This window comes from Thermoflexus hugenholtzii (genome assembly GCF_018771565.1).
Lineage (GTDB): Bacteria > Chloroflexota > Anaerolineae > Thermoflexales > Thermoflexaceae > Thermoflexus > Thermoflexus hugenholtzii_A.
Window position 1 is genome coordinate 1895471 of sequence record NZ_CP076326.1, and the last position, 24839, is coordinate 1920309.

General features: G+C 66.9%; 23 protein-coding genes. 2 read left to right on the top strand and 21 right to left on the bottom strand.

What is annotated here, in order from left to right; all coding sequences use genetic code 11:
* Positions 1–19 precede the first annotated feature (19 nt).
* From KNN16_RS08670 to ftsY, 8 genes are all read right to left on the bottom strand, one after another.
* Positions 20–1198, bottom strand: coding sequence for a class I SAM-dependent rRNA methyltransferase (locus KNN16_RS08670; RefSeq protein ID WP_299288950.1), 1179 nt, complete (start codon positions 1196–1198; stop codon positions 20–22).
* Complete coding sequence (gene holA / locus KNN16_RS08675) at positions 1195–2163, bottom strand: DNA polymerase III subunit delta (protein WP_299288953.1); 969 nt, start codon at positions 2161–2163, stop codon at positions 1195–1197. Before holA ends, KNN16_RS08670 begins: the two co-directional genes overlap by 4 nt.
* Before the next feature lie 69 nt (positions 2164–2232).
* Positions 2233–2736: a DUF6391 domain-containing protein gene (locus KNN16_RS08680; RefSeq protein WP_088572264.1), complete on the bottom strand. Its 504-nt coding sequence runs from the start codon at positions 2734–2736 to the stop codon at positions 2233–2235.
* Positions 2737–2794: 58 nt separating this feature from the next.
* The gene (locus KNN16_RS08685) at positions 2795–3298 is read right to left on the bottom strand and encodes a sortase (protein WP_303896411.1); all 504 of its coding nucleotides are present in this window, start codon (positions 3296–3298) and stop codon (positions 2795–2797) included.
* 167 nt (positions 3299–3465) lie between these two features.
* Complete coding sequence (locus tag KNN16_RS08690; RefSeq protein ID WP_303896413.1) at positions 3466–4116, bottom strand: helix-turn-helix domain-containing protein; 651 nt, start codon at positions 4114–4116, stop codon at positions 3466–3468.
* 42 nt (positions 4117–4158) lie between these two features.
* A protein-coding gene (gene prfB, locus KNN16_RS08695; RefSeq protein ID WP_303896414.1) for a peptide chain release factor 2 occupies positions 4159–5269 on the bottom strand; the annotation gives its coding sequence in 2 pieces (ribosomal slippage) (positions 4159–5199 and positions 5201–5269; 1110 coding nt in all).
* Positions 5270–5353: 84 nt separating this feature from the next.
* The gene (locus tag KNN16_RS08700) at positions 5354–6229 is read right to left on the bottom strand and encodes a HepT-like ribonuclease domain-containing protein (protein WP_303896416.1); all 876 of its coding nucleotides are present in this window, start codon (positions 6227–6229) and stop codon (positions 5354–5356) included.
* Positions 6207–7136 (bottom strand): signal recognition particle-docking protein FtsY, encoded by a 930-nt coding sequence (ftsY, locus tag KNN16_RS08705; RefSeq protein WP_303896417.1) that lies wholly within the window; start codon positions 7134–7136, stop codon positions 6207–6209. The genes KNN16_RS08700 and ftsY overlap by 23 nt, the downstream gene beginning before the upstream one ends.
* 142 nt (positions 7137–7278) lie before the next feature.
* Between ftsY and KNN16_RS08710 the strand changes: the two genes are divergently transcribed.
* The gene (locus tag KNN16_RS08710; protein WP_303896418.1) at positions 7279–8001 is read left to right on the top strand and encodes a LysM peptidoglycan-binding domain-containing protein; all 723 of its coding nucleotides are present in this window, start codon (positions 7279–7281) and stop codon (positions 7999–8001) included.
* A gap of 15 nt (positions 8002–8016) precedes the next feature.
* Here KNN16_RS08710 and KNN16_RS08715 read toward each other — a convergent pair whose 3' ends face one another.
* From KNN16_RS08715 to KNN16_RS08775, 13 genes are all read right to left on the bottom strand, one after another.
* Positions 8017–9039: an ABC transporter ATP-binding protein gene (locus tag KNN16_RS08715; protein ID WP_299285473.1), complete on the bottom strand. Its 1023-nt coding sequence runs from the start codon at positions 9037–9039 to the stop codon at positions 8017–8019.
* Positions 9040–9092: 53 nt separating this feature from the next.
* Positions 9093–10100 (bottom strand): ABC transporter ATP-binding protein, encoded by a 1008-nt coding sequence (locus KNN16_RS08720; protein ID WP_303896419.1) that lies wholly within the window; start codon positions 10098–10100, stop codon positions 9093–9095.
* Positions 10101–10203: 103 nt separating this feature from the next.
* The gene (locus KNN16_RS08725; protein WP_303896421.1) at positions 10204–11124 is read right to left on the bottom strand and encodes an ABC transporter permease; all 921 of its coding nucleotides are present in this window, start codon (positions 11122–11124) and stop codon (positions 10204–10206) included.
* Positions 11125–11134: 10 nt separating this feature from the next.
* On the bottom strand, positions 11135–12253 hold the full coding sequence (locus KNN16_RS08730; RefSeq protein ID WP_303896423.1) for an ABC transporter permease: 1119 nt from the start codon (positions 12251–12253) through the stop codon (positions 11135–11137).
* Positions 12254–12441: 188 nt separating this feature from the next.
* On the bottom strand, positions 12442–13290 hold the full coding sequence (locus KNN16_RS08735) for an amino acid ABC transporter permease (RefSeq protein ID WP_303896425.1): 849 nt from the start codon (positions 13288–13290) through the stop codon (positions 12442–12444).
* Between the two features lie 180 nt (positions 13291–13470).
* Positions 13471–14274, bottom strand: coding sequence for a basic amino acid ABC transporter substrate-binding protein (locus KNN16_RS08740; protein WP_299285491.1), 804 nt, complete (start codon positions 14272–14274; stop codon positions 13471–13473).
* Between the two features lie 65 nt (positions 14275–14339).
* Positions 14340–15053, bottom strand: coding sequence for an ABC transporter ATP-binding protein (locus KNN16_RS08745; RefSeq protein WP_303896427.1), 714 nt, complete (start codon positions 15051–15053; stop codon positions 14340–14342).
* Between the two features lie 49 nt (positions 15054–15102).
* Positions 15103–15891: an ABC transporter ATP-binding protein gene (locus KNN16_RS08750; RefSeq protein ID WP_088572276.1), complete on the bottom strand. Its 789-nt coding sequence runs from the start codon at positions 15889–15891 to the stop codon at positions 15103–15105.
* A gap of 79 nt (positions 15892–15970) precedes the next feature.
* Complete coding sequence (locus KNN16_RS08755; RefSeq protein ID WP_303896428.1) at positions 15971–17389, bottom strand: branched-chain amino acid ABC transporter permease; 1419 nt, start codon at positions 17387–17389, stop codon at positions 15971–15973.
* Positions 17390–17419: 30 nt separating this feature from the next.
* Complete coding sequence (locus KNN16_RS08760; protein WP_303896429.1) at positions 17420–18568, bottom strand: branched-chain amino acid ABC transporter permease; 1149 nt, start codon at positions 18566–18568, stop codon at positions 17420–17422.
* 94 nt (positions 18569–18662) lie between these two features.
* Positions 18663–19961, bottom strand: coding sequence for a branched-chain amino acid ABC transporter substrate-binding protein (locus KNN16_RS08765; RefSeq protein WP_303896430.1), 1299 nt, complete (start codon positions 19959–19961; stop codon positions 18663–18665).
* A gap of 308 nt (positions 19962–20269) precedes the next feature.
* Complete coding sequence (locus tag KNN16_RS08770) at positions 20270–20800, bottom strand: DnaJ family domain-containing protein (RefSeq protein ID WP_303896431.1); 531 nt, start codon at positions 20798–20800, stop codon at positions 20270–20272.
* A 28-nt stretch (positions 20801–20828) separates the two neighbouring features.
* Positions 20829–21851 (bottom strand): NAD(P)/FAD-dependent oxidoreductase, encoded by a 1023-nt coding sequence (locus KNN16_RS08775; RefSeq protein WP_303896432.1) that lies wholly within the window; start codon positions 21849–21851, stop codon positions 20829–20831.
* Between the two features lie 199 nt (positions 21852–22050).
* On the opposite strand from KNN16_RS08775, the gene KNN16_RS08780 reads away from it, so the two are divergent.
* Positions 22051–24822 (top strand): hypothetical protein, encoded by a 2772-nt coding sequence (locus KNN16_RS08780; protein WP_303896433.1) that lies wholly within the window; start codon positions 22051–22053, stop codon positions 24820–24822.
* Positions 24823–24839 lie beyond the last annotated feature (17 nt).

The following is a 24839-nucleotide window of genomic DNA, read 5'->3' on the forward strand; positions in this document are numbered from 1 at the left end:
CGCCGGACCCGGAGCCGCCTCACCTTTGCTTCTCCACGATCAGCGTCTTCAAGTAAAGGGTCTCCGGGATCTGCAGGATCCATGGGTGATCCGGCGGCTGATAGGTGACATCCCGGACGACCAGGCGGCAGCCCACGTCGGCCGCCGCCAGGCGGACGGCCTCGATCAGATCCTCCAGGCGGACCGGATAGGCGCACGAGGAGAAGAACAGCACCCCGCCCTCCTCCAGCAGGCGCAGGGCGAGCGCGGCCATCTCCACGAACCGTCGGCGCACCCCCCGCTCCCATTCCGTCCGCCGCTTCACCATCGCGGGCGGATCCAGGACCACGTGGGTGAACCGCCTTCCCTCCGCGAGCAACGCCTCCATCATCTCCAGGGCATCCCCCAGGCGGACGGTGATCCGGGAGGCCAGGCCGTTGCGGGCCGCGTTGCGCTCCGCCTGCTGCAGCGCCCATGGGTCCTTGTCGATGACCATCGCCGTCGCCCCCGCGGCGGCCGCGTGGATGGCAAAGGTCCCGATGTAGCCGTAAACGTCCAGCACCCGATCCCCCGGCCGCACCATCCCTCGCAGCCGTCGGCGGTTCTCCCGCTGATCCAGATAGAACCCGGTCTTCTGCCCGCGGATCGCGCTGGTTTCGAAGACCAGCCCGTCCTCCTCCACCTCCAGCGGATCCGGGATCTCCCCCCACAACAGGCCAGCCCGCGGCTCCAGCCCCTCGTCCTCCCGGGCCTCCACATCGCTGCGCTCATAGATCCCCCGGGGCGCGAACCGTTCGCGCAACGCGTCCACCAGCATCTCCCGCCAGCGCTCCATCCCCAGGTTCCGGATCTGCACCACCAGGACGTCGCCGTAGCGATCGACGATCAGCCCGGGGAGCCCATCCGCCTCCCCGTGGACCAGGCGGACGGCGTTCGTGTCCCGGATGCTCCTTCGCCGGTCGGCGGCCTCCGCCAGGCGCCTCCGGAGCCACTCCGAATCCACAGGCTCGTCCCCCCGGGTGAGCATCCGAAGGGGGATATGGGCCGCGGGGTTGTAGAACGCCCTCCCCACCAGCGTCCCCGTGGCGTCCCGAACCTCCACGACGGCCCCCGGCTCCGGGTCCCCGTGAACGCGGGCGATGTCATCGTGGAAGGCCCAGGGGTAGAAATTGCGGAGCTTGCGCTCCGCGTGGGGCTTGAGGACGATCCACGCCTTCATACGGCTTCCCGTCGGCCCACCGAGACGATGAACGTCTCCAGCGCCACCACATCCGGGACCTGGCCGGTTTTGATGGCCAGGTCCAGCTCCGCCAGGCTCCGGTAGAAGGTTTCCAGCTGGGGGATCGAGAAGGCGACCGCGGACTCCGCGATCTTGCGCGCCGCATACGGATGAAGGCCCAGCAGGTTTCCGGCCTCCGCGGGGGAGAGGCCCCGTTCCAGCTGTTCCTTCATCAGGAGCATCAGACGGAACTGGCGGACGATCATGCCGAACAGCCCGAGGGGGTGCTCTCCCTCCTCCAGGAGCCGGTGGAGGGCGGCCAGGGCCCGGCGCACATCCCGCCGTCCTAAGGCCTCCGTGAGCTCGAAGAGGCTGATCGGCGCCGCATAGGGGACCAGCCGCTCCACATCCTGAGGGGTGACGGGGCGGCCGGCAGCCCATGCGGAGAGCTTGCGGATCTCCTGATCCAGCAGGCGGAGATCCGTGACCAGGGCGGCCAGGGCGGAGGCCGCCTGCGGGGTGAAGGTCCCGCCGTATCGCCGGGCCCGCTCCATCACCCACTCCGGGAGGGCCCGGGGAGGCGGCAGGGGGAAATGCCGGACCTCCGCCTGATCCGGATGCGTCGCCATCCAGCGCAACAGCGGATGATCCTCCGGTAGGGTCCTCCGTTCGATCAGGACCAGGAGGGTGGTGGGCGGGACGGCGGCGAGGGCCTGTCGGAAGGCCTCGTCCTCCTGGGCCCGCCGGCGCTCCCGGGCGAACCATCCCTCCACGACGACCAGGCGCCGCGAGGCCAGGAAGGGCATCGCCGCGCATGCCGCCTGCAGCTCCGCCGGGGAGATCCGCCGGCCGTCCAGGACGATCACGTTCATGGACTGGGCGGCCGCATCCCCCACCTCCCCGCGAAGCTCCCGCAGGGCCTCCTCGATCTCCAGCTCGTTCTCACCGTGGAAGAGGAGGATCATCGGGACGTCTTTGCGGTGTTCCGCGAATGATTCGTGTAGTTCCTTGGTTACGGCTCGGGCTCCGGACGCTCATCCGCCCCGGGTCTCCACGAAGTGGACCCGGACGAAGCCGCCGGGGAGGGCCCGCACCCCCACGATCTCCAGATCCCCCGGGTCAGCCCGGGTGGTGACGTGGGCCTGCAGCCATGGGCCCAGGGGTTGCACGGCGATCAGCGTGAGCACCGTGGCGAAGATGACCAGGGGGAGAACGTCGCGGCGCCGGCGATGGGGCACCAGGCCCAGGGTGAGAAAGGCCGCCAGGCCGGCGGAGGTGCCGGAGGCCACGTAGTTGGTCCCGCAACCCGGATGGATCGCCCAGTGATGCTCGCCTCGACGCAATCGCTCCAGGGCCTCACGGGCCGCAGCGATCACCGCCTCCATCGGCACGTTCCCGTAAACGTAGAACCCGAAAGGGGTGGAGCGACCGGCCATGGGCAGGCCGGGGAACCGCTGGCTGAGCAGATGGATCGTGGCGTGCTCCAGCGCATGGTTGCGCCGGATCCGCCGCAACGGCGTCCAATCCAGGATCGACATCCCGACCTCCAGTTCGGAAAGTTCGCATGAGCGCTCGCGCGCGCCACGCCGGGCGCCCTCACGGGGCCGGGCGGGCCACCACGATCAGGCGATGGGTGTTGTTCTCCGGCGGCCAGCATGTGACCAGGGTGAGGCGCTCCTCCGGGGTGGGCAGGATCCACCCCAGATTCCGCTGCCGCACCTCCGGAGGCTGGCCTTTCTCCGGCAGGATGTGGATCCCCTCCACCTGATACGCGTAGGCCTGCCGGGAGGTCTCCACCCGGATCCGCTGACCCGGGCGCAGGCGATGGAGGGCGCGGAAGACCTTCCCCTCGATGTTGTGGTGGCCGATCAGGACCACGTTGCCCCCCTGGCCGGGCGCCGCCGAGGTGGGGAGCCAGCCGGCGGCGAACCCGTGGGGAGGCTCCCAGGTGATGAAGACCTGGCTCCCCTCCGTCATCGTGGTCAGGCGCGCCGGGACCACCGGGGCCTCCAGCCCGATGTCCGGGATGATCAGGCGGATGGGGGGATCCGCCACCGCCCCGGAGGACGGCGAGCGGGTCGGCGCAGGCTCCGGGCGCATCGCCCTGGCCTCCTGCACCCCCCTCGGCTCCGGAGATGGGCGGGCCGGTGGGGCCGCGGAAGGCCCCCGGGGTGGAAGTGGAAGGGGTTCAGGATCCCGGGGGGTGGGCCAGGCCGTCGCGAGCCCGGCGGCCCCGAGGAGCAGCCCAGCCCCGATCAGGAGGCCGCTCAGCCGGTTGCCGGACGGACGACGGCCTGATCCCATGGCGCGCGCTCCAGATATCCCCCCACCATCGCCAGCAACGTTTCGTTGTAAAAAGCGAGGATGTCCCGATAAACCTCGCGCCAGCGCTCCGGCGCCCCGCCCAGCTCCACCATCCGGAACACGCTCTCCAGGAGGTAGCCGCCGAAGTGGAGGAACGCCCGCAACAGGTCTTCCAGCCCCAGCCCGGCCGCGTGCGCCTGCTCGGCGTAACGCTGCCCGATCCGGCGGGGGCGATGCGGGTCGTGATCCCGGATGTAAGCCTGGAGCTCCTCCAGGAGCTGATAGCACGTGGCCTGGAACTCCTGAGCGATGGGGCCGCGCATCCGTTCGAACCAGGGGGCCTGAGGGCCGACTCCCCGGGCGAGCTCCAGACGGAGCTGGCCCAGGGTGTAAGTGATCAGCATGCGCACCCCGGGCTCCGCGCCGTGGGCCTGCAGCCAGGCTTCCAGATCCTTGCGGGCGAACCGCCGGTGCCCCCCGGCGGTCCGCTGGGAGGGGATGCGCCCGGCATCCGCCCACGCCCGCAGCGTGGCCGGGTGCACCCCCAGCATCGCCGCCGCCTCCTTCAGAGAGAGCCACTCCCCGGTGGGATTCCTCGTTTTCCGCTTCCCCATCGTCCCCCTCCGGATCCCCGGCCTGGCAGGCCGCTTCCCCCATCACGAGCGGGGAGCCGCGACAGCCTGGCGCAGATAGGCCTCAATGAAATCGTCCAGCTCCCCGTCCAGGACCCGCTCCACCTGGCTGGTCTCGTAGTCGGTGCGATGGTCCTTGACCAGCTGATAAGGATGCAGCACATAGGAGCGGATCTGGTTGCCCCACTCGGCGCTGACGTGTTCGCCCTTGAGGGCGGCGATCTCCGCCCGGCGCTTCTGCTCCTCCAGCTCCGCCAGCCGGGCCTTCAGGATCTTGAGGGCGGTCTCTTTGTTCTGGGTCTGGCTGCGCTCGTTCTGGCAGGAGACCACGATCCCCGTCGGGATGTGCCGGATGCGGACGGCCGTCTCGTTCTTCTGCATATGTTGGCCGCCCGCCGTGGAGGCCCGGAAGGTCTCGATGATGATGTCCTCCGGCCGGATGACGATCTCCGGGCTCTCCCCGATGTCCGGCCAGACCTCGACCAGGGCGAAGGACGTGTGGCGGCGGCGGGCGGCGTCGAAGGGGGAGATGCGCACCAGGCGGTGCACCCCTTTCTCCGCCTTCAGGTAGCCGTAGGCGTAGGGGCCTTTCACCAGCACCGTGGCGCTCTTGATCCCCGCCTCCTCGCCGTCCACCTTGTCCAGCAACTCGGCCTCCCAGCCCCGGCGCTCCGCCCAGCGCAGATACATGCGCAACAGCATCTCCGCCCAGTCCTGGGCGTCGGTGCCGCCGGCCCCCGCGTGGATGGCCAGGATGGCGTCGTGGCGGTCATAGGGGCCGGACATCCAGACCTCGAACTGGCGGTGGCGCACCGTCTCCTCCAGGGCTTCGATCTCGCGGGCCAGCTCGGCCATCAGCGCCTCATCGCCCTCGCCCTCCGCCAGCTCCAGCAGCTCCCGGGCCTCCTGAGCCCGTTGGCGTAGATGGAGCCAGTTGCGGACCTCCTCCTTCAGGCGGCCTAACCGCTTCAGCACCTCCTGCGCCTGGGCCGGCTGTTCCCAAAAATCCGGCCGGGCGGCCTCCTCCTCCAAACGCTGGATCTCCGCCTGCTTCTCCGGGATGTCAAAGACGGTCCAGGAGATCTTCCAGCGTCAGCGTCAACGCTTCCAATCGCTCTCGCAGATCCGTCGACATCATCTCCCTCCCTTTCTATGGATCTCTCTATGGATCTCCACCGGCCGCCTGGCAAGGGCGGCCTTCCCCTGCTTTCGGGCAGGTTCATGGGGCGGACGTCCCCTCGATCAAGCGCGCGGTGACCTGCATGAACGCCTTCAGATCCCGGATCGCCTGCGGGAGCATGGCGTGAACCTGGGCGTGATCGATATCCCAATACAGGTGGACCAGCCGGTTTCGCCACCGGGCCATCTGCGCCATGGCTTCCGCCAGCGCCTCCGGCAGGATCCCCGCCCGTCCCAGAATCCGAAAGACCTCCGCGTAGCTCTGAGGACGCCCCAATCCCATGTGGGCGATGAGGTGATGCCCGATGTCCAGCGCCGCTTCAATGGCCAGCTGGAGGAAGCGCTCCGCGCTGCCGTAGCGATACGGATCCCCGCAGAAGTCCGAGCGGTCCAGGGCGGCCAGCGGCTCCAGCAATGCGAGGAACTCCTCCAGCCGGGTCATGCGATCCATCAATAAATCTCGATCGATCACTGAGCTTTCCCCCTTCCAGCGCTTCAGGGAGGTCCGGTTCAGGAGCTCCCGAAAGGGGCCCTCGTCCAGATAGGCCCGCATCGCCCGGGCTTCCCAATCCGCGCAGCGGCCGGGGTCCCGGCAGAACAGGAGCTCCCGCTCCTTTAGAACCGCGAACTGACGGGCCGGAGGCAGCGTGTTCAGCAGGATCAGGTCGATCTCATGGCCCGGAAGGGCCTCCTCCAACCGGGCCTGGAGACGATCCAGGAGCTCCGGGAACCGCGCGGGGGGCACATCCGGATCCACCCACACGGCGATGTCCACATCGCTCAGGGCATCCGCCCGGCCGGCGGCCCAGGAGCCAACCAAATACGCCCCGATCACCTCCGGGATGTCCACCGCCCGGATCATGGCATCCCGGGAGGGTGCCGGGATCTCGATTTCAGGCAGGCGACCCCGTCGCATCCTCGAACAGCTCCTCTACAAAGGCGCCCGCATCGAAGGGCAGCAGATCCTCCAGCCCCTCTCCCACCCCCACAAACCGCACCGGCAGGCCCAGCTCTCGGGCGATGGCGAAGACCGCGCCCCCCTTCGCTGTGCCGTCCAGCTTGGTGAGGATCAGACCGGTGACGCCCACGGCTTGATGGAACTCCCGGGCCTGCGGGAGGGCGTTCTGCCCGGTGGTGGCATCCAGCACCAGCCAGACCTCGTGGGGCGCGCCCGGGACCGCTTTCGCGGCGACCCGGCGGACCTTCTGGAGCTCCTGCATCAGGTTGTATTTGGTGTGCAGTCGGCCGGCGGTGTCGGCCAGGACCAGGTCGTAACCCCGGGCGCGGGCGGCCTGCAGGGCGTCGAAGAGCACCGCGCCGGGATCGGCGCCGGGCTGCCCCCCGATGCAGGGCACGCCGGCCCGTTCCGCCCAGATCTCCAGCTGTTCCCCCGCCGCGGCCCGGAAAGTGTCCGCCGCCGCCAACAGCACCCGTCGGCCCTGCTGCCGGAAGCGGTGGGCCAGCTTCGCCACGGTGGTGGTCTTCCCCGAACCGTTCACTCCGACCACCAGCACCACCTCCAGGGGATCCCGCCCCAGGTTCAACGGTGGGGGATCTTTGAGCAGGGCGCGCAGCTCCGCTTTCAACATCGCCCGCAGGTCCTCCGCCCGGGTGACCCCCTCCCGGCGGACCCGTTCTCGCAGGCGATCCAGGAGCTCTTGAGCAACCCGCACGCCCACATCGGCCTGGATGAGGGCGGCCTCCAGCTCCTCCCAGAGCGCCGGCGTGATCTCGGTTGCCCCCAACAGTTGCGCGATCCGTCCGAAGGCAGCCTGGCGGGTTCGCGCCAGGCCCTCCCGCAGGGCTTGCAACATGCTCCGCATCGATGCGTCCGCTCCTCCTGCCCGCACGATCCTCTACCTCGAATTATATCGAAGGCTCGCCGATCCATCTATGCGATCTCCAAAGGCGATATAAAATGGGAATCCTGGATGATCCTCCGGATCACGATGGAGAACGCCCGGGATGAGCACCATGGGACGGGGGCTTTCACGCCGTTCCGGGTCATGGCTCCGATGGATGGTCTGGAACCTCATAGCGGCCTGCGGGGTGGGGATCCTGGCCCTGTGGGGGATCGAGCGGATCTGGCCGCTGCCGCCCCTGCCCACCCCTCTCCCCACGGCCACCCCGATCCCCACCGCGACGCCCCGCCCCCCGCTGATGTATACCGTCCAGCCTGGGGATACCCTGATCGGGATCGCGGCGCGCTATGGGGTGTCCCTGGAGAGCCTGCTGCGGGCCAACGGCCTGAGCCCGGAGGCGGTCATTTATCCGGGGCAGGTGTTGCGGATCCCGGGGGAGCTCCCGGCGGTGCCGCCCCCCATCCCTTCTCCGAGCCCGCTGCCATCCCCAGCGCCGGCCGCTGATGGGATCCGCCTGCGGGTTCTGGAGATCCGCGGGGTCGGGGATGTGGAGCAGGAGACCCTCGTGCTGGTGAACGAGGGGGCGACCCTCAGCCTGGCCGGCTGGCGGCTGCGGGATGCGGATGGGAACCTCTTCGTCTTCCCGGCCCTCACCCTATGGGCCGGCAGCCGGGTGGCGGTGCACACCCGCGCCGGGGAGAACACGGCCACGGATCTTTACTGGGGACGCGACGGGGCGGTGTGGCAGCCCGGCGAACGGGGCGTTCTGGAGGACCCGGAGGGGACCGTGGTGCTGGAGTTCCGGATCCCATCGCCTCGCCCTTGAGAGCAACGGCCAGGCTTACATCACCCGCCAGCACGCCACCCAGTGCTCCTGCTGCGGCGTTCCTACGTTGATAAAGGGCGGCTCCTCCCGGGCGCAGTGCGCCATCGCGACCGGGCAACGGGGATGGAAGCGGCATCCGGCGGGCGGGTTGAGCGGGCTGGGGACATCTCCCTTCAGCAGGATACGCTCCCGCTTGAGGGTGGGATCCGGGATGGGAACAGCGGAGAGCAAAGCCTGCGTGTAAGGATGGAGCGGATTACGATACAGCTCCTCCCGGGAAGTCAGCTCCACGATCTTCCCCAGATACATCACTGCGACGCGATCGCTGACGTGCTCAATGACGCTCAGGTTGTGGGCGATGAACAGATAGGTGAGATGGAACTCCTCCTGAAGCTCTTTCAGGAGATTAATGATCTGGGCCTGGATGGAGACGTCCAGGGCGGAGATCGGCTCATCGCAGACGATGAACTTGGGGCGCAGGGCCAGGGCCCGGGCGATGACGATGCGCTGGCGCTGGCCTCCTGAGAACTCGTGAGGATAGCGGCGGGCGTGGTAATCCTCCAGGCCCACCTTGCGGAGGAGATCGATCACCATCTCCATGCGCTCTTTCGGTGTTCCGATCCCGTGGACGGCAAGCCCCTCGGCGATGCTCGCCCCCACCGGCATACGGGGATCCAGGGAGGAGTAAGGGTCCTGGAAGATGATCTGCATATCCCGTCGCAGGGCTTTCAGTTCGGATTTGGTGAGGGCGAAGATGTTCCTTCCCTCGAAATAGACTTCCCCGGCCGTGGGCTCGATCAGGCGGAGGATCGTGCGTCCGACGGTGGTTTTCCCGCAGCCGGATTCCCCTACCAGCCCCAGGGTTTCGCCGCGGCGGATGTTGAAGCTCACCCCATCCACGGCTTTCACCCAGGCCACCACGCGCTGCAGCAATCCCCGACGCACCGGGAAATATTTCTTAAGATCCCGAACCACCACCAGATCCTGATCCGCCGAGACCTCCATGCGGGGCTGAGCCTGCGCTTGCACGATGGTCATCCGTCATCCTCCCTGTTCCAGAGATCCTTTTCGAACGCGCCGGCCGGGGTGCGCTATCCGTAAAGCCAGCAACGGACCTGATGTCCGGGCTCCGTATGAAAGAGCGGGGGGATCTGCTCCAGGCAGACGTTCCCGAGCTGGGCCTGGTTCTCCACGCGGGCGCGGCAACGGGGCGCGAAACGGCAACCCGGCGGGAGATCGATCAGGTTGGGCACTGTCCCCGGGATTGTGTCCAGGCGGGGTTTCACCACCCCCATCACCGGGATGGATCCCAGGAGCCCCCGGGTATAGGGATGCTGCGGGTTAGAGAAGATGGTGCGCACATCGGCCTCCTCGATGATCTGGCCCGCATACATCACCGCGACCCGATCGCACATCTCCGCCACAATGCCCATATCGTGCGTGATGAGGATGATGGCGGTGTGCATGCGGCGCTGGAGCTCCCGCATCAGATCCAGGATCTGGGCCTGGATGGTCACGTCCAGAGCGGTGGTGGGCTCGTCGGCGATCAGCAGCTCCGGGCCCAGGGCCAGGGCCATGGCGATCATCACCCGCTGGGCCATGCCCCCCGAGAGCTCGTGAGGATAGGAGTGGGCGCGTCGCTCCGGATCCGGGATGCCCACCATCTGCAGGAGCTCGATGGCGCGACGCCAACCCTCCGCCCGGCTCAATCCCTCGTGGACCTGAAAAACCTCCGCGATCTGGTCACCGATTTTAAAGACCGGGTTCAGGCAGCTCACCGGCTGCTGGAAAATCATCGAGATCCGGCTGCCCCGCAGGCGGACCATCTCCGACTCGGGCAGTTTCAACAGGTCGACCCCGTCGAAAAGCACCTCCCCGCTCAGGATGCGTCCGGGCGGGGTGATCAGGCGCATGATCGAGAGGGAGGTCACGCTCTTCCCGCATCCGGATTCCCCGACCAAGCCCAGGATCTCCCCCCGCCGCACGTGGAAGCTCACCCCGTCCACCGCCTTCACCACGCCTTCTTCGGTGAAGAAATAGGTGCGCAGATCCCGAACCTCGAGCAACACCTCGCGGCTGTCACGGGAAACCAAAGCCATCTCCTCCTTCAGAGGATATCCTCCCCTCAACAGATCGCGAGCAGACATCCGGCCTTCCTCCCCGCAAGATCTTTACGTAGCCCTCCCATGAACCCCGACGGGCCTAACGCTTCAGCCGCGGATCCAGGGCGTCCCGCAGGCCATCCCCCACGAAGTTGAACGAAAGCGAAGTCAGGAAAATGCAGAACCCGGGGACGATGGCCTTGAAGGGCTGGGTCCACATATCCGCCTGGGCGTTGTTGAGCATGTTGCCCCAGGTGGGCACCGGAGGCTGCACCCCAAAGCCCAGGAAGCTCAGGGCAGCCTCCAGGATGATCACGGTGCCCAGGCTGAGGGTGGCGCTGACGATGATAGGGGCCATGGCGTTGGGGATCATGTGGCGCACCACGATTTGCAGGTCCGACATCCCGAGGGCGCGCGCGGCCTCCGTGAACATCTGCTCCCGCAACGAGAGCACCACCCCTCGCACCAGACGCGCAGCCCTCATCCAGCCGAAGACGCTGAGGACGATGATGATGATCACCACGCTGCTCCACTCCCGACTCAGGCCCGGGATGGTGACGTCGCTGAGGAGAGCGGAGATGGTCAGCAGGAGCGGGAGCAGCGGAAGGGTGAGCATGAAATCCACGATCCGCTGGATGAGGTTGTCAACCCAGCCCCCGAAATACCCGGAGATCGCCCCGATGAGGGCGCCGGTGGTCTGGCTGATCAACGTGACCACGAACGCCACCGTCAGGGAGATACGGGCCGCGTGCATCAGCCGGGAAAGGACATCGCGGCCCAGCTCATCCGTCCCCAGCCAGTGGGCGGGGGACGGCCCCGCGTTCTTCAAGTTCAGGTTCTGGGCGTAGGGATCGTAAGGGGCGATCCACGGCGCCAACGCCGCGATGAGGATGAAACCCATCAGGATCGCGGCTCCGAAAAGGGCGACCCGGTGACGCCGGAACCGACGCCACACAATCTGGAGGTAACTTTCCTCCCGAACCGTCAGAAGGGCTTCCGCCCGCAGCTCTGCCGTCGCCATCCGTCCCCCCTCACTCCAGCCGGATCCGCGGATCAACGATCGTATACAGGATGTCCGCCAACAGGTTGGCGAACACCACCAGCAGCGAGGTGATGAAGAGCAACGCCATCACCACCGGCCAGTCGTCCGCCTGAAGGGCGTCGTAATAGAGCCGCCCCATGCCCTTATAGTTGAATATCGTCTCCGTGATCACCGCCCCGCTGAAAATGCCCGGGATCTCCAAAGTCAGGATGGTCACAATGGGGATGAGGGCGTTGCGCAACGCGTGCTTCATGATCACCACCCGCTCGATCAACCCCTTCGCCCGAGCCGTGCGCACATAATCCTGACGGAGCACTTCCAGCATGGAGGAGCGGGTGTAGCGGCTCCAGCCGGCCATGTAAAGGAGGCTCAGGACCAGGGTGGGCAGGATCAGGTGCACGGCCCGATCCAGGGGGGAACCGGGGGTCGCGCCCAGCACGTGGAGAAGACTCCCCGGCGGAGGCGGACGCAGGCTGAAGGTGTTCCCGGTGGGGAGATACGGCAGGCCCAGGACCTGATACCAGGGGGAGCGCGGGCCGCTGAAGAGGAAGATCATCATCAGCCCGAACCAGAACACCGGCATCGCGGTCCCGAAGAAGGCAAAGGTCGTCGCCACATAATCCAGGAGGGAGTATTGCCGCACCGCTGAGTAAATGCCGATGGGAATGGCCACCAGAAGGGAGAGCAGCGTCGCGGAGGTCATCAGGAGGAGCGTGTTGGGGAGACGGAACCAGATCAGATCGATCACCCTCTGCCCTGCGGCCAGCCGCCAGGAGTCGCCAAAGTCGAAGCGGATCACCCCCCGGGTGCACTCCGTCGGGATCTGCCGGCAGCTGGTTCGCTGAAGATGAGAAAGCCCTACGTCATCCAGCCAGTCCTCCCCCAGAAGCCAGACGATATATCGCCAGTGCAACGGTCGGTGTAATCCCAGGAACTCCTCGATCCTTCGGATCTCCTCCGGGCTCAGACGGCTTTTCCGATCCGCTCCCAGATTGATCCCGCTCAACGGCCCTCCAGGGGCCAGGTTCATGATCGCGTAGATCGCCATCGATGAAAGGAGAATGACGATCACCATCTGGAACAGACGACGGATCAAATAGTTGACCATCGCCATCTCCCCTCGCTCAACTTAGTGAAAACCACACAACACCCACCGACCCCAGGGGCGGCGCCTGGGGCCGGATCACCCTTACCGCAAGGCCGAATCGGACAACCCCTGTTATTGTAACAAGCCGTGTTTTTCCCAAACAAGCTCACAAACAACCTCCATCTATCAGACGGCGAGGAGCTCCCGGATCAACGAGGGACCGCGGTCCGTCGCTCCAGGAGGCGAACGAGCAGGGAGAGCAACAGGGTCATCGCCAGGTAAAGCAGGGCCACCGTGTTGTATACCTCGAAATACCGGAAGGTCCCCGCCGCCCGCTGGCGCCCCACATACATCAGCTCCGGCACGGCGATCACCGAGGCCAGGGCCGTGTCTTTCAGCATGGCGATGAAGTCGTTGCCCAGGGGAGGCAGCACGTTCCGGATCGCCTGGGGGAGGATGACCAGGCGCATGGCCTGCCAGTAGGTCATCCCCAGGCTGCGGGCCGCCTCCATCTGGCCCCGGGGGATGGACTCGATGCCCGCCCGATACACCTCCGCCAGGTAGGCCCCGTAGCCGATGGCCAGGCCGGTCACCGCCCGGCCCATCTCGCTGCGGATCAGGCGGCCGAGCTCGGCCAGCGGGGGCAGCCCCCACGCCTGGCCGGCCTGGATCAGGGCGTCTCCCATCGGCGGGGCGGCCACGAAGGCCACATAAAACAGCACCACCAGGAGCGGAACCCCGCGGATGAACTCCACGTAGAGCGTGGACAGGTTATAGAACACCACGTTCCGGGAGACCCGGCCCAGGCCGGCGATCAGCCCGAGGATCAGGGCGATGGCATAGGCGATCACCGTCAGCTGAAGGGTGACCGGGATGCCCCGGACCAGGAAGCGGACCGTCGCCTGATAATCCGGGGAGTTCAGGATCGCCACCCCGGTCCACAATCCGAACGCCCCCAGCATCACCGCCCACCAGGGCCACGTCCGCCAGTCCAGGCCGGATCGCCGCGGCGGCCGCGGGGAGGGAAGCGGAGCCTGTCGTTCGATGGAAACCGCCATCGCCGTCACTCCTTCCACCATCCGGGATGCCGGAGTTCATCCCCACCCATCTCGCAACGATTCCGCGCGATACCGATGGAGAGCCTTCGATGGGCACTGCGGATCTCTGAAAAAGGATGGGCCGCGAGAAGTTCCCGCGACCCATCCGAACGAAAGCTTCCATCTTCTTGGAGGATCATCCTACTGGCCCGGCTTGTATTCCTTGAACCACTTTTGATACAGCCGGTCCAGCGTGCCGTTCTCCTTCAGGACCTTCAGGGCGGCGTTGAAGGGAGCGACCAGATCGCTGCCCTTGGGGAAGCAGAGCCCGAGGTCCTCGCTGGTGAAGGGCTCCCCGGCGATCTTCAGCTTGCCCGGGTTCTGGGCCATGAAGCCATCGGCCGCCGGGCTGTCGATCACCACCGCGTCCACATCCTTGGCCAGGAGCGCCCGCACCGCCAGGTCGAAGGTGTCGTAGCGCTTGAGCTGCTTGGCCTCGTCGGCCACCAGCGTCTTGGCCGTCTCCTCGTTGGTGGTCCCGATCTGGACCCCCACGATCTTGTCCTTGAGGTCGTCCTTGCTCTTGATCCGCTCCTCATCGGCCCGGACCAGCACCACCTGGCCGTAACGGAGGTAGGAATCGGAGAAGTCGAACTTCTGCTTGCGCTCCTCGGTGATGGTGATGCCGGAGGCGGCCAGGTCGAACTGCTTCTGCTCCAGGCCGGCGAAGATCCCCTCCCAGGCGGTGGAGATGATCTTCGGCTTGCAGTTGAGCAGCTTGCAGATCTCGTTGACCAGATCGACGTCGAAGCCCACGACCTCGTTGGTCTTGGGGTCGACGAACTCAAAAGGCGGGTAGGTGGTGTCGCTGGCGATCTTCAGCTCCCGCCCCCCCAGGTTGGGCAATTGCGCTCCGGCCCCAGGGGCCGGGGTCGGCGTGGCGGCCGGCTGACACGCAACCGCCAGCAACGCAGCGATCAGGATTCCCCACAGCAGGCGCCTCATGGTCTCCTCCTTAAGATTTGGGCTTTCCGGGCGGCCGCCGCGGAAGCCGAGGCGAGGATCCGACCTCAGTGCATCCCCAGGTAAGCGGCCTGGACCTGCGGGTTCTCCGCCAGCTCCCGGGCCGTCCCCTCCAGGACGATCCGTCCGGTCTCCAGCACATAGCCGCGGTGGGCCACCTGCAGGGCCATGTGGGCGTTCTGCTCCACCAGGAGGATCGTCGTGCCTTGCTGGTTCAGCTGCCGGATGACCTCGAAGATGCTCTCCACCAGCACCGGCGCCAGGCCCATAGAGGGCTCATCCAGGAGCAGGATGCGTGGGCTCATCATCAGCGCCCGGGCGATGGCCAGCATCTGCTGCTCGCCCCCGGAGAGGGTCCCCCCCTTTTGATAAAGCCGCTCCTTCAAACGGGGGAAGATGCTGAACACGAACTCCATCCGCCGGGCGATCTCCTGGCGGTCCTTCACGGTGTAGGCGCCCATCTCCAGGTTCTCCCACACCGTGAGCTGGGGGAAGATCCGTCGCCCCTCGGGGACGTGGCCGACGCCCCGGGCCACGATCTCGTGGGGAGGTAGATGGGTGATGTCCTCCCCGTTGAGGAACACCTGGCCGTGACGCGCCCGGACCAGGCCGGAGATGGTGCGCAGCGTGGTGCTTTTTCCGGCGCCGTTGGCTCCGATCAGGGTGACGATCTCCCCCGGCTCCACCTTAAACGAAATGCCCTTGAGGGCATGGATGTGTCCATAATAGGTATGGACATCCCTCAGCTCCAGAACGGCCATCGCTCCGCTCCCGAACCCCCCGAGTTTTTCCTCCGAAGGCCCTCCCCTTTCATCCGGCGACCGCTCCCATCGCCACACCCCGCCCCAGGTAGGCCTCGATCACCCGCGGGTTCCGGCGGACCTCCTCCGGGGCTCCCTCGGCGATCTTCTCCCCGTAGTCCAGGACGGTCACCCGTTCGGAGATCCCCATCACCACCCGCATCTGGTGCTCGATCAGGATGACCGTGATGCCCAGCTCATCCCGGAGGCGCCGGATCAGGCGTGTGGTCTCCGCCGTCTCCTGGGGGTTCATCCCGGCCGTCGGCTCATCCAGGAGGATCAGCTTGGGACGGGCGGCCAGGGCTCGGGCCAGCTCCACTTTGCGCTGCTCCCCATACGGCAGGTTCTTGGCCAGCTCATCCGGGGAGGCCCGAAGCCCGACGAACCGGATCAACCGCAACGCCTCCTCCCGCAACTGCCGCTCTTCCTCCCGAAAGCGAGGCGTCTGAAAGAGGATATCCACAGGGTTCGCCCGGAAACGCGTGTGCATCCCGACCAGGATGTTCTCCATCACCGTCATGTTGCCGAAGAGACGGATGTTCTGGAAGGTCCGGGCGATGCCCCTTGCGGTGATCTGGTCCGGCCGGAGCCCCACCAGGGAGCGGCCTTCGAAGAGGATCTCCCCTTCATCCGGCTTGTAGATCCCGGTGATGAGGTTGAAGAGGGTTGTCTTCCCGGCCCCGTTGGGCCCGATGATGCTGACGATGCGGCCGGGCTCCAGAGTGAAATCCACCCGGTTCACGGCCACCAGTCCCCCGAAGCGCTTGGTGACTTTCTTCAATTCCAGCAGGTAGGCCATCCGGATGCCTCCCGGAACTCGCGTTCCATCACCGTGAGTCGTTCCGACACCGCCCTTCCCGGCCCTGTTGAGCCGGAGGTCAATCCCGTGCGGGCTTGACCTCCGGCGCGGGCACCACCGGCGGGAGCTCCTCCTCCACAGGCAGGCGCTCCAGCTCCTCCTCCCGCCCCATGGCTTCGGCCAGCTCCAGTCGATGGCGCCGTTCGGGGATCAAGCCCTGGGGGCGCAGGATCATCATCAGGATGAGCAGGATCCCGAAGACCAGGCGCTCATACTTGGCCGGCTCCAGCTGGGTCGGCCACTGGCTGAGGGGGAAGTTGATCAGCGGGATCACCACCCCGGCCTGGCGCAGCTTGTTCAGCATCAACGAGAGGCCCTTCAGGATCTGGAGGTTGAGGATGGTCACCACCGTGGCCCCCACAATGGCGCCGGGGATGCTCCCCATGCCGCCCACGATCACCATCACCAGCACCCCGATGGATTCCATGAACGTGAAGCTCTCGGGGTTGATGAAATACTGCTTGGCGGCGAAGATCATCCCCATGGCGCCGGCGAAAGAAGCCCCCGTGGCGAAGGCGGCCAGCTTCATCCGCACGAGAGGGATCCCCATGGCCTGGGCGGCCAGCTCATCCTCCCGGATCGCCGTCCACGCCCGCCCCACCCAGGAGTTCTCCAGACGCCGGGCCATCCAGATCGCAAACCCGATCACCAGCAGGACCAGGAAGTAGAAATAAAGCGCATAAAGGGTGGGGTCATCCAGGCGGATCCCCAGGGCGTGCAACCACGGCTTGAAGAACAGGGGCGGCCGCTGCACGGGGCGGATCCCCTGCGGGCCGTTGGTCAGGTTGATCGGCTTGTCCAGGTTGTTCACGATCACGCGGATCACCTCGCCGAAGGCGAGCGTGACGATGGCGAGGTAGTCCCCTCGCAGCCGCAGCACCGGCAGCCCCAGGAGGATCCCGGTAAGGGCCGCCACCCCCACCGCCAGGAAGAGGAAGGGGAAGAACCATTCCGGCTCCAGGGGGAAGCGGTTCGTCCCGAAGGCGATGTTGGCCTGCGGGGAGCCGAAGATGGCCCACAGATACGCGCCGACGGCGTAAAAGGCCACATACCCCAGGTCCAGCAGCCCGGCGAAGCCCACCACGATGTTCAGCCCCAGGGCCATCGCCGCGAAGATCCCCACCTGGGTGGCGACCTCCAGCAGGAACGTGTTCCGGACCCCCAGGATGGGGAGGAGGACCAGCAGGATGGCCAGACCCAGGAGGGCCTTCAGCGCTCCGGACAGCGGGGCGTAATAAATCACCAGCAAGGAGCCCAGGAAGGCGGCGAAGGCCAGGGCGGAGACCAGAGGAAACCAGACCGCATCCCGCAGCCCCGGCTGGCTCAACCAGTTCATCAGCAGGAGGGCGGCGACAATGTAACCCAGGACTCCGACGAGATAGATCGAACGCCCGTTTCGGATCTGGGCGATCCACTCCACGGCTTTGGCACGGATCATCCCGCACCTCTTCGCCTCAGGAATGCTTCACTACGCCTTCTGACCCACCTGCTCGCCGAGCAGGCCCGTCGGGCGGAACATCAGGATCAGGATCAGGATCAGGAAGGCGAAGATGTCCTTATATTCCGCCCCGAAGGCCCCGCCGGTAAACTGAGAGAGATAGGCCCCTGCGAAGCCCTCCAGGACCCCCAGGACGATCCCGCCGAGCATGGCCCCGGTGATGTTGCCGATGCCGCCCAGGACCGCCGCGGTGAAAGCCTTGATCCCGGGGATGAAGCCCACGTAGGGATCGATGCGACCCACCCGGATCCCATACAGCACGCCGGTGGCCCCGCCCAGGGCGCCACCGATCAGGAAGGTCAGCATGATGATCCGATCGACGTCCACCCCCATCAGCGCCGCCGTGGGCCGATCCTGGGCCACCGCCCGGATCGCCCGGCCCAGCCGGGTCGCGTTCACCACGAAGTTCAAACCGGTGAGCATCAATAAAGAAGCGATGATGATAAAGACCACCTTCGCCTGGATCTGCATCTGGACCGGCTGGCCGGCCACCGTGAAGGCGGCGATGGGGATCTGCTGATTCAGGACGGGGAAGGATGGATAATTTCGATAGAAAGCGTTGTTCAAGAGACCCTCCAGGGCCCGGACGGCGTCCTGGAGGAAGAACGAGACCCCGATGGCGGAGATCAGGGGCACCAGGCGGGGCGCCCCCCGCAACGGCCGGTAGGCGATCCGCTCGATGGCCACCGCCAGCAGCCCGCTGCCGACCATCCCGGCGGCCACCGCCAGCAGGATCCCGGCCATGATCAGCATCAGGGGGGCCGTGGAGGGGATGGCCAGGGCGAGCATGAGCTCCACGCCGATGAACGCCCCGACCATGAAGATCTCGCTGTGAGCGAAGTTGATGAACTGCAGCACCCCGTAGACCATCGTGTAGCCCAGGGCGATCATCGCGTAAAGGAAGCCGATGACCAGGCCGTCGATGGCCACCTGGGGCAACGTGCGGACGACAAACTGGAGAAGCGTCATCCCCCCGGCCACCGGGCGGTTGAAGAGGACGGCGAGGAGGAGGATGATCGAGCCGATCACCAGAAGGCTGATCGCCACAAAGACGAAAAGCTGGATCAGCGGGACTACCAGGGCCTGATACAGAAGGGACTCCGAGAGCTTCCCGCGCATTCGTCACGAATCCACCATAGGATTTGCCGCGCATAACCCCCTGGCCGGGTGGGGAGGCTTCTCGCCTCCCCACCCGCGCCATGCTTTATTTACTTTACTTCACCCCGCACTTCGCCTTCAGCTCCGGCGTGAAGGGCGGCGGCGCCAGCTCCAGGGTCTTCACCAGCTCGTTCTTGCCCCAGTCCTCCGGCTTGCCGGAGACCACCTTGATCACGAAGTATTTCGCCTTGACCGGGTCGCCCCGCTCATCGAAGGTGATCACGCCGGTGATCCCCTGGAAGTCCTTGGTTGCCCGCACCTTCTCCGCCACTGCCTTGCGGCTCGGCTTCTGGCCGCCCGCTTCCTTGATGGCCGCCTCGATGGCCTTCAGCACGATCGCCGTGGCGTCGTAGGCCTGGGCCGAGAAGGGCTCGGGATCCTTGCCGAACTTCGCCTTGTAGTCCTCGATGAACTTCTTGGCCCCCTCGTAGACCGTCGGCGGCGCGGCCACGCTCGTGTAATACATCCCCACCACCGCATCGCCGGCGATCTTGGCCAGCTCCGAGGAGTCCATCCCGTCCGGCCCCAGGAAGATCGCCTTCACGCCCTTCTCCCGGGCCTGCTTGAAGAAGACCCCCGCCTGATCGTAGATGCCGCCGAAGTAGATCAGCTCGGGGTTGGCCGCCTGGATCGCGGTGATCAGGGGATCGAAGTTCGCCTTCTCCTCGGTCCCCTCAAAGCCCAGGACCTTGCCGCCGAGCTCCTCGAAGCGCTTCTTGAAGAACTCGGCCACGCCCTGGCCGTAGGTCGTCTTGTCGTGGATCACGAAGGCGGTCTTGACCTTGAGCTCGTTGAAGGCGAACTCCGCGCCCACCGCCCCCTGCACATCGTCGCGGCCGCAGACCCGGTTCACCACCAGATACCCGCGGTCAGTGATGCAGGGGTTGGTGTTGGCTGGGGAGACCATGACCAGGTCGTAATCCTTGTAGGTCTCCGAGGAGGGGATGGCCACGCCGGAGTTGAGGTGCCCGATCACCGCCAGGATGTCGGGATCGTTGACCAGCTGCTTGGCGTTGGCCACGCCCACATCCGGCTTGGCCTGGTCATCGAAGGGGACCAGCTCCACCTTGAAGCCCAGGGCCTCAATGGGGCCTTTGAGCTGCTCGATGGCCAGCTGGGCCCCGTTCTTGATCCCCTCGCCCAGGGCCGCCTGGCCGCCCGAGAGCGGGCTCTGGGTGGCGATCTTGATGGTGCCCTTCACCGCCGGCGTCGACGTCGCCGCCGGAGCAGCGGGCGTCGGGCTCGCCGCCGGAGCAGCAGGGGCCTGGGTTGGGGTGGGCGTCGCCGCCGGAGCGCAGGCGGCGAGCAGCAGGCTGAACACCGTCAGCGCCATCAGGATCCTGGAAAACTTCATGGCCTCCTCCTTTTAGCAGGATTCGCAGAAGGGAAAACTTTACAGGCAGAAAACACCCGGAACGACCGGGCTCCGCCCGACCGGAAATAAGGAGGATCCCTCGCGGTCTCGCGCCGCCGCTGGCACCTCCTTTCCGCAAAGGACGGCTTGTTTGCAATTTTAGAAGCCCCCGGGCGATCTGTCAAGGTCACCCCGGATCCCCTCGTTCTCCCATCCCATCCGCAAAGTGGAACCTCCAAGTGTCTTTTCGAGGCATAAAAGTTTGAGAAAACTCATAAAATCGCTGGAAGAAATGGTTATCATAGGGATCACCGGGCGGGGGGCTCCGTCGAGGAGGATGGCCCCTCCAGGGCTTGGATCTCCTCCTCCGGGATGCCCAGGGCGCGCAGCTCCTCCTGCAGGTCGAACTTGAACCGCTGGAGCCAGTAGATAGGGACCTTCAGGTTGTAAAGAAAGATTTGCTCGTTGAGCTCGGCGATGCGTCGGGCGAAGGCCCGCAGGGCCCGTTCCCACTCCGCCTCGATCCACTCCCGCTCCCGTCGGCTCCGCGGGTCGGATTTCCCCGCCAGGGCCTGCAGGGCCTCCTGACGCCACTGGAGGGTCCGCCGCAGATCCTGCCGGGCCTGTTCGATCCCCCGCCGGATGGCCAGGTCGGCCTCGATCCACTCCGGCCGGGCATCGTTCTGCCGGAGAAGATGATAGGCGATGGCGAGCCCCGGTTCGAGGTAGGGGTTCTCCTCCAGCTGCAGCGGCCGCCCCTTGCCCGGGAGGTGATCGAACTCCCCCCGGCGCATGGCTTCCAGGATCTTCTGCTCCACCCACTCGCCCCAGTTCACCATCCCGCGCCCATCCTTCGGAGGAGATCCTTCACCGGAGCCGCATCTCGCTGGAGTGGCCGGGGAACACCTTGGCCTGCGGGTTGATGTAGGTGGCCGCATAGTTCACCGCCGTGGCCGCCTGGGCGAAGCCGATCACGATGAGGTTCAGCGGCTCCACCCCCTCCGGCGCCGTGATGTCCCCCGCGGCGTAGACGCCGGGCAGGTTGGTCTCCATGCGGGCGTTCACCTTGATGTAGCGGTTCCCCACCGTCTCCAGCCCCCAGCTCTTGATCGGCCCCAGGTCCGCCTTGAACCCCAGGCTCATGATCACCGCGTCCACCGGGATCACCGTCTCCTCCCCGGTGCGGTTATCGAAGATCACCGCCTCCCGGATCCAGCCGTCCGGCCCGGGATGGAGGGCTTTCAACTCATGGAAGAGCCGGACCTCCACGCCGGAGCGCATGAGCTCGGCCACGCTGCCCGGGTGGGCACGGAACTGATCGCGGCGATGGATCAGGGTGATGTGGGCGGCGAAGTCCTTGAGGTTGAGGGCCCAGTCCACCGCCGTGTCGCCACCTCCCACGATCAGCAGCCGCTTGTTGCGGAAGGGCCGGCGCTCGGTCACCACGTAATACAGCCCCCGCCCCTCATACTGGTCGATCTCGGGCTTGCCGATCCGGTTGGGCTGAAAGGCCCCGATGCCCGCGGCGATCAGCACCGTCCGGGCCCGATGGATCCCCCGATCGGTCTCCACAGCCCAGAGCGCGTCCTCCCGCCGCAACCCTACGGCGCGCTCCCCCAGGCAGAAGATGGGGTTGAACATGGAAGCCTGTTCCACCAGCAAGCGCACCAGATCCTTGGCCAGGATCTTGGGATGGCCCGGCACATCATAGATGAATTTTTCGGGATACAGCACAGCCAGCTGGCCCCCGGGCTGGGGCAGGGCGTCGATGACCTTGACGCTGAGGCCGCGAAGCCCGGCGTAGAAAGCCCCGAACAGACCGGTCGGCCCCGCGCCGATGATGACCAGATCCACCGGGCCCGCGTCTTCACGCACTGGAGCCTCCGACATCTCCGCCTCCTTCGGTCCGGATGTTTCGCCGCCTCCCATTATAATTGGGAGAAATCCCTTTCCGAAGCAGCGTCCCGCCGAGGCCCAGGCGAAGCCCTCCATCCACCCCGCCCGGGGCCCGGCAGGGGCCCCATGCCCCGGGTATAATGGGAGTATCTTAAGCCGGGGAGTCCCGGCGATCTCAGGGAGGTCCGTTCCGATGGCGATCGCACGTCCCAGAACGCGCGTCCCCCTGTGGGGATGGATCGTCGGGCTGGTCGGCCTGGCCCTGCTGGCCCTGGCCGGCGTCGGCCTGGCGGCCCGCTCCGCCGGCGCGGCTTGCCAAACAGCCACCGCCGCTCAGCCCCTCCAGCTGCCAACCTTCCGGATGGCCCCGGCCGATCCCTCGCAAACCCTCCGGGCCGCCGTCCAGCCTTTCGCGGAGCCGGATCGCGCGCTCCGGGAGGCCCTGACCCGTCTGCCTCCGACGCTGAAACCCACAGGCCCCTATTACGCGGTGCGTTTCTGCGGCGAGCCTCCGCTTCCCCTTCGGGTGACCGTTTACATCCCGGAGGGAGTGGAGCCCTGGACGACGGCCGACGTATGGGGCTGGACCGGAGAGGAGTGGCTCTGGATCGGGGGCGAGCTGGAGGAGGCCCACGGCCTTCTGACCGGGGAGGCTCCCCGCCCGCCGCGCTACGTGATCGTCACCGCCGCTCAGGTCCCGGTGCCGGCCTTCGGCGCTGTTCAGGAACCCGGGGTCTCCCCGGATCCCCGGGCGCTGGAGGTGGTGAGCGAGGTGAGCGTGGCGGGGATGACCCTGGGGCTGGGCGGCCGGCTGATGGGAGATGTCCAGGCCCTCCCACCGCCGGACCCCCAGGGGCGCTTCGTCACCTGGCTGCTGGTCCGGAACTACCTTCCCGGCGGCGCGCCGAACGCCGCGGCCCTCTCCGCCCTGCTCGCCAGCCCCGCGGTCTATCAAGCCCATGCCCAAGAGATCGCCGGCGTGGTCCGGTCCCGCAATTACAACGGCGTCCTGGTGGATTACCGGGGGCTCACCACGGACCAGCAAGCGGCGTTCCTGGATTTCCTTGCCCATCTCCGACGGGCCCTGCATGAACAGGGGAAGATCCTCGCGGTGATGGCTCCGCTCCCGCTGCCGGGGGAGAACGGCCGCTTCCACACCGGTGGTTACGACTGGAACCGGCTGGGCCGCCTGGCGGACGTCCTTTACGTGGAAGCCCCGGATGATCCCAACGCGTTCGTTCCGGGCGGGCTGGTGGAGCAGAGCCTGCGCTGGCTGATCGGTCGGGTGAACCGCTACCAGCTGCAGCTGGTAGGGCCCAGCCGGGGGATCGACCTGGGGCCTTCCGGGGCCCGATCCGTGGCGTTCGAGGAGGCCCTCGCCCATCTCGCCCATCTGGAGAACACCGGCCCGCTGACCGTCACCCCGGGGATCACCCTCACCCTGGAGCCCGGGGCCACCGCCCGGGATCTGGAGTTCCTGGCCGAAGCCGGGGTCTATCGCTACCTCTATGTGGACCCGGAGGGCCAGCCGCACACCGTCTGGATGCCCACCATCGGCCTGCTGGACCGCCAGCTGGCCCTGGTCCGGACTTATCGGCTGCGCGGGCTGACGCTGCGGGGCCTGCTGGAGGGCGGGACAGCGCCCGGGACGGTGGAGGCGATGCAGGCCTACCGCCAGCGCGGGGAGGTGCCGCCTCCGCCGACCCTGGAGTGGGTGTGGCGGATCACCGGGCCGGATGGTCGGATTGTGACGGAGATCCCGCGCCCCCTGGCCGATGGCCAGGCGCAGTGGGCGGCGCCGGAGTCGGCGGAGGGGCCTTTCCGCATCGCCCTGCTCCTGCGCACCCACATGGGGGAGCAACCCCAGGGGGAGACCACGGGCGTCCTTGCCCGCGCCACCCCGACGCCCTCCCCGACGCCGACGCGCATCCCCGGGCCCACGCGGACGCCCGGCCCGACGCCGACGCCGGGTCCCAGCCCGACACCGCGCCCCACGGCCACCCCGCGTCCGCGGCCCATCGGCGGTGGCTTTGAGCTGGGCGGCCACGTGGACAGCTTCGCCCGGCCGGATCTGATGCGCTACGCCGGGATGACCTGGGTCAAGCGGCAGGTCCGCTGGTCCCCGGGCCAGGATCCCTCCAGCGTCGCCGGGCTGATCCAGCAGGCCCATGCCTATGGCTTCAAGATCCTCCTGGGCATCGTGGGCCATCCGCAGGAGATGGGCGCGCCCAACCCCGGCTACTTCGACGCCTTCGCCCAGTTCCTCGGTGGAGTTGCCGCCCTGGGGGCGGACGGAATCGAGGTGTGGAACGAGCAGAACATCGATCGGGAGTGGCCCACCGGCCACATCGATCCCGTCAGCTACACGGACATGTTGCGGCGGGCTTACAACGCCATCAAGAGCCGCAACCCTGGCACCCTGGTGATCAGCGGGGCGCCGGCTCCCACCGGGGCGGAAGGAGCCTTCGGCTCCCATCGGGTCTGGAACGACGATCGCTACGTGGCCGGGATGGCGGCGGCCGGCGCGGCGAGCTACGCCGATTGCATCGGCATCCACTACAACGAGGGGATCGTCCCGCCGGACTGGACCAGCGGGGATCCGCGGGACAACTACTACACCCGCTACTTCTGGGGCATGGTGAACACCTACTGGAACGCCTTCGGGGGCGCCCGCAAGCTGTGCTTCACCGAGCTGGGCTACCTCTCCGACGATGGCTATCCGCCGCTGGAGGCCGTGGCCCCGTCCTTCGCCTGGGCGAAGGACGTGACGGTTCAGCAGCAGGCGGAGTGGCTGGCCCGCGCCGCGCAGCTCTCGGCCCAGAGTGGCAAGGTGCGCCTGATGATCATCTGGAACGTGGACTTCAGGAACTACGGGGCGGATCCCATGGCCGGCTACGCCATCATCCGGCCGGATGGCTCCTGCCCGGCCTGCGAGACGCTCCATCAGGTGATGGGGGGCCGGTAGGGCTGTTCATGGGGAAG

Coding starts and splice junctions, on each gene's coding strand:
- KNN16_RS08670 (WP_299288950.1), bottom strand. CDS start 1,198: ATGAAGGCGTGGATCGTCCTCAAGCCCCACGCGGAGCGCAAGCTCCGC.
- holA (WP_299288953.1), bottom strand. CDS start 2,163: ATGATCCTCCTCTTCCACGGTGAGAACGAGCTGGAGATCGAGGAGGCC.
- KNN16_RS08680 (WP_088572264.1), bottom strand. CDS start 2,736: ATGTCGATCCTGGATTGGACGCCGTTGCGGCGGATCCGGCGCAACCAT.
- KNN16_RS08685 (WP_303896411.1), bottom strand. CDS start 3,298: ATGCGCCCGGAGCCTGCGCCGACCCGCTCGCCGTCCTCCGGGGCGGTG.
- KNN16_RS08690 (WP_303896413.1), bottom strand. CDS start 4,116: ATGGGGAAGCGGAAAACGAGGAATCCCACCGGGGAGTGGCTCTCTCTG.
- KNN16_RS08700 (WP_303896416.1), bottom strand. CDS start 6,229: ATGCGACGGGGTCGCCTGCCTGAAATCGAGATCCCGGCACCCTCCCGG.
- ftsY (WP_303896417.1), bottom strand. CDS start 7,136: ATGCGGAGCATGTTGCAAGCCCTGCGGGAGGGCCTGGCGCGAACCCGC.
- KNN16_RS08710 (WP_303896418.1), top strand. CDS start 7,279: ATGAGCACCATGGGACGGGGGCTTTCACGCCGTTCCGGGTCATGGCTC.
- KNN16_RS08715 (WP_299285473.1), bottom strand. CDS start 9,039: ATGACCATCGTGCAAGCGCAGGCTCAGCCCCGCATGGAGGTCTCGGCG.
- KNN16_RS08720 (WP_303896419.1), bottom strand. CDS start 10,100: ATGGCTTTGGTTTCCCGTGACAGCCGCGAGGTGTTGCTCGAGGTTCGG.
- KNN16_RS08725 (WP_303896421.1), bottom strand. CDS start 11,124: ATGGCGACGGCAGAGCTGCGGGCGGAAGCCCTTCTGACGGTTCGGGAG.
- KNN16_RS08730 (WP_303896423.1), bottom strand. CDS start 12,253: ATGGTCAACTATTTGATCCGTCGTCTGTTCCAGATGGTGATCGTCATT.
- KNN16_RS08735 (WP_303896425.1), bottom strand. CDS start 13,290: ATGGCGGTTTCCATCGAACGACAGGCTCCGCTTCCCTCCCCGCGGCCG.
- KNN16_RS08740 (WP_299285491.1), bottom strand. CDS start 14,274: ATGAGGCGCCTGCTGTGGGGAATCCTGATCGCTGCGTTGCTGGCGGTT.
- KNN16_RS08745 (WP_303896427.1), bottom strand. CDS start 15,053: ATGGCCGTTCTGGAGCTGAGGGATGTCCATACCTATTATGGACACATC.
- KNN16_RS08750 (WP_088572276.1), bottom strand. CDS start 15,891: ATGGCCTACCTGCTGGAATTGAAGAAAGTCACCAAGCGCTTCGGGGGA.
- KNN16_RS08755 (WP_303896428.1), bottom strand. CDS start 17,389: ATGATCCGTGCCAAAGCCGTGGAGTGGATCGCCCAGATCCGAAACGGG.
- KNN16_RS08760 (WP_303896429.1), bottom strand. CDS start 18,568: ATGCGCGGGAAGCTCTCGGAGTCCCTTCTGTATCAGGCCCTGGTAGTC.
- KNN16_RS08765 (WP_303896430.1), bottom strand. CDS start 19,961: ATGAAGTTTTCCAGGATCCTGATGGCGCTGACGGTGTTCAGCCTGCTG.
- KNN16_RS08770 (WP_303896431.1), bottom strand. CDS start 20,800: ATGGTGAACTGGGGCGAGTGGGTGGAGCAGAAGATCCTGGAAGCCATG.
- KNN16_RS08775 (WP_303896432.1), bottom strand. CDS start 21,851: ATGTCGGAGGCTCCAGTGCGTGAAGACGCGGGCCCGGTGGATCTGGTC.
- KNN16_RS08780 (WP_303896433.1), top strand. CDS start 22,051: ATGGCGATCGCACGTCCCAGAACGCGCGTCCCCCTGTGGGGATGGATC.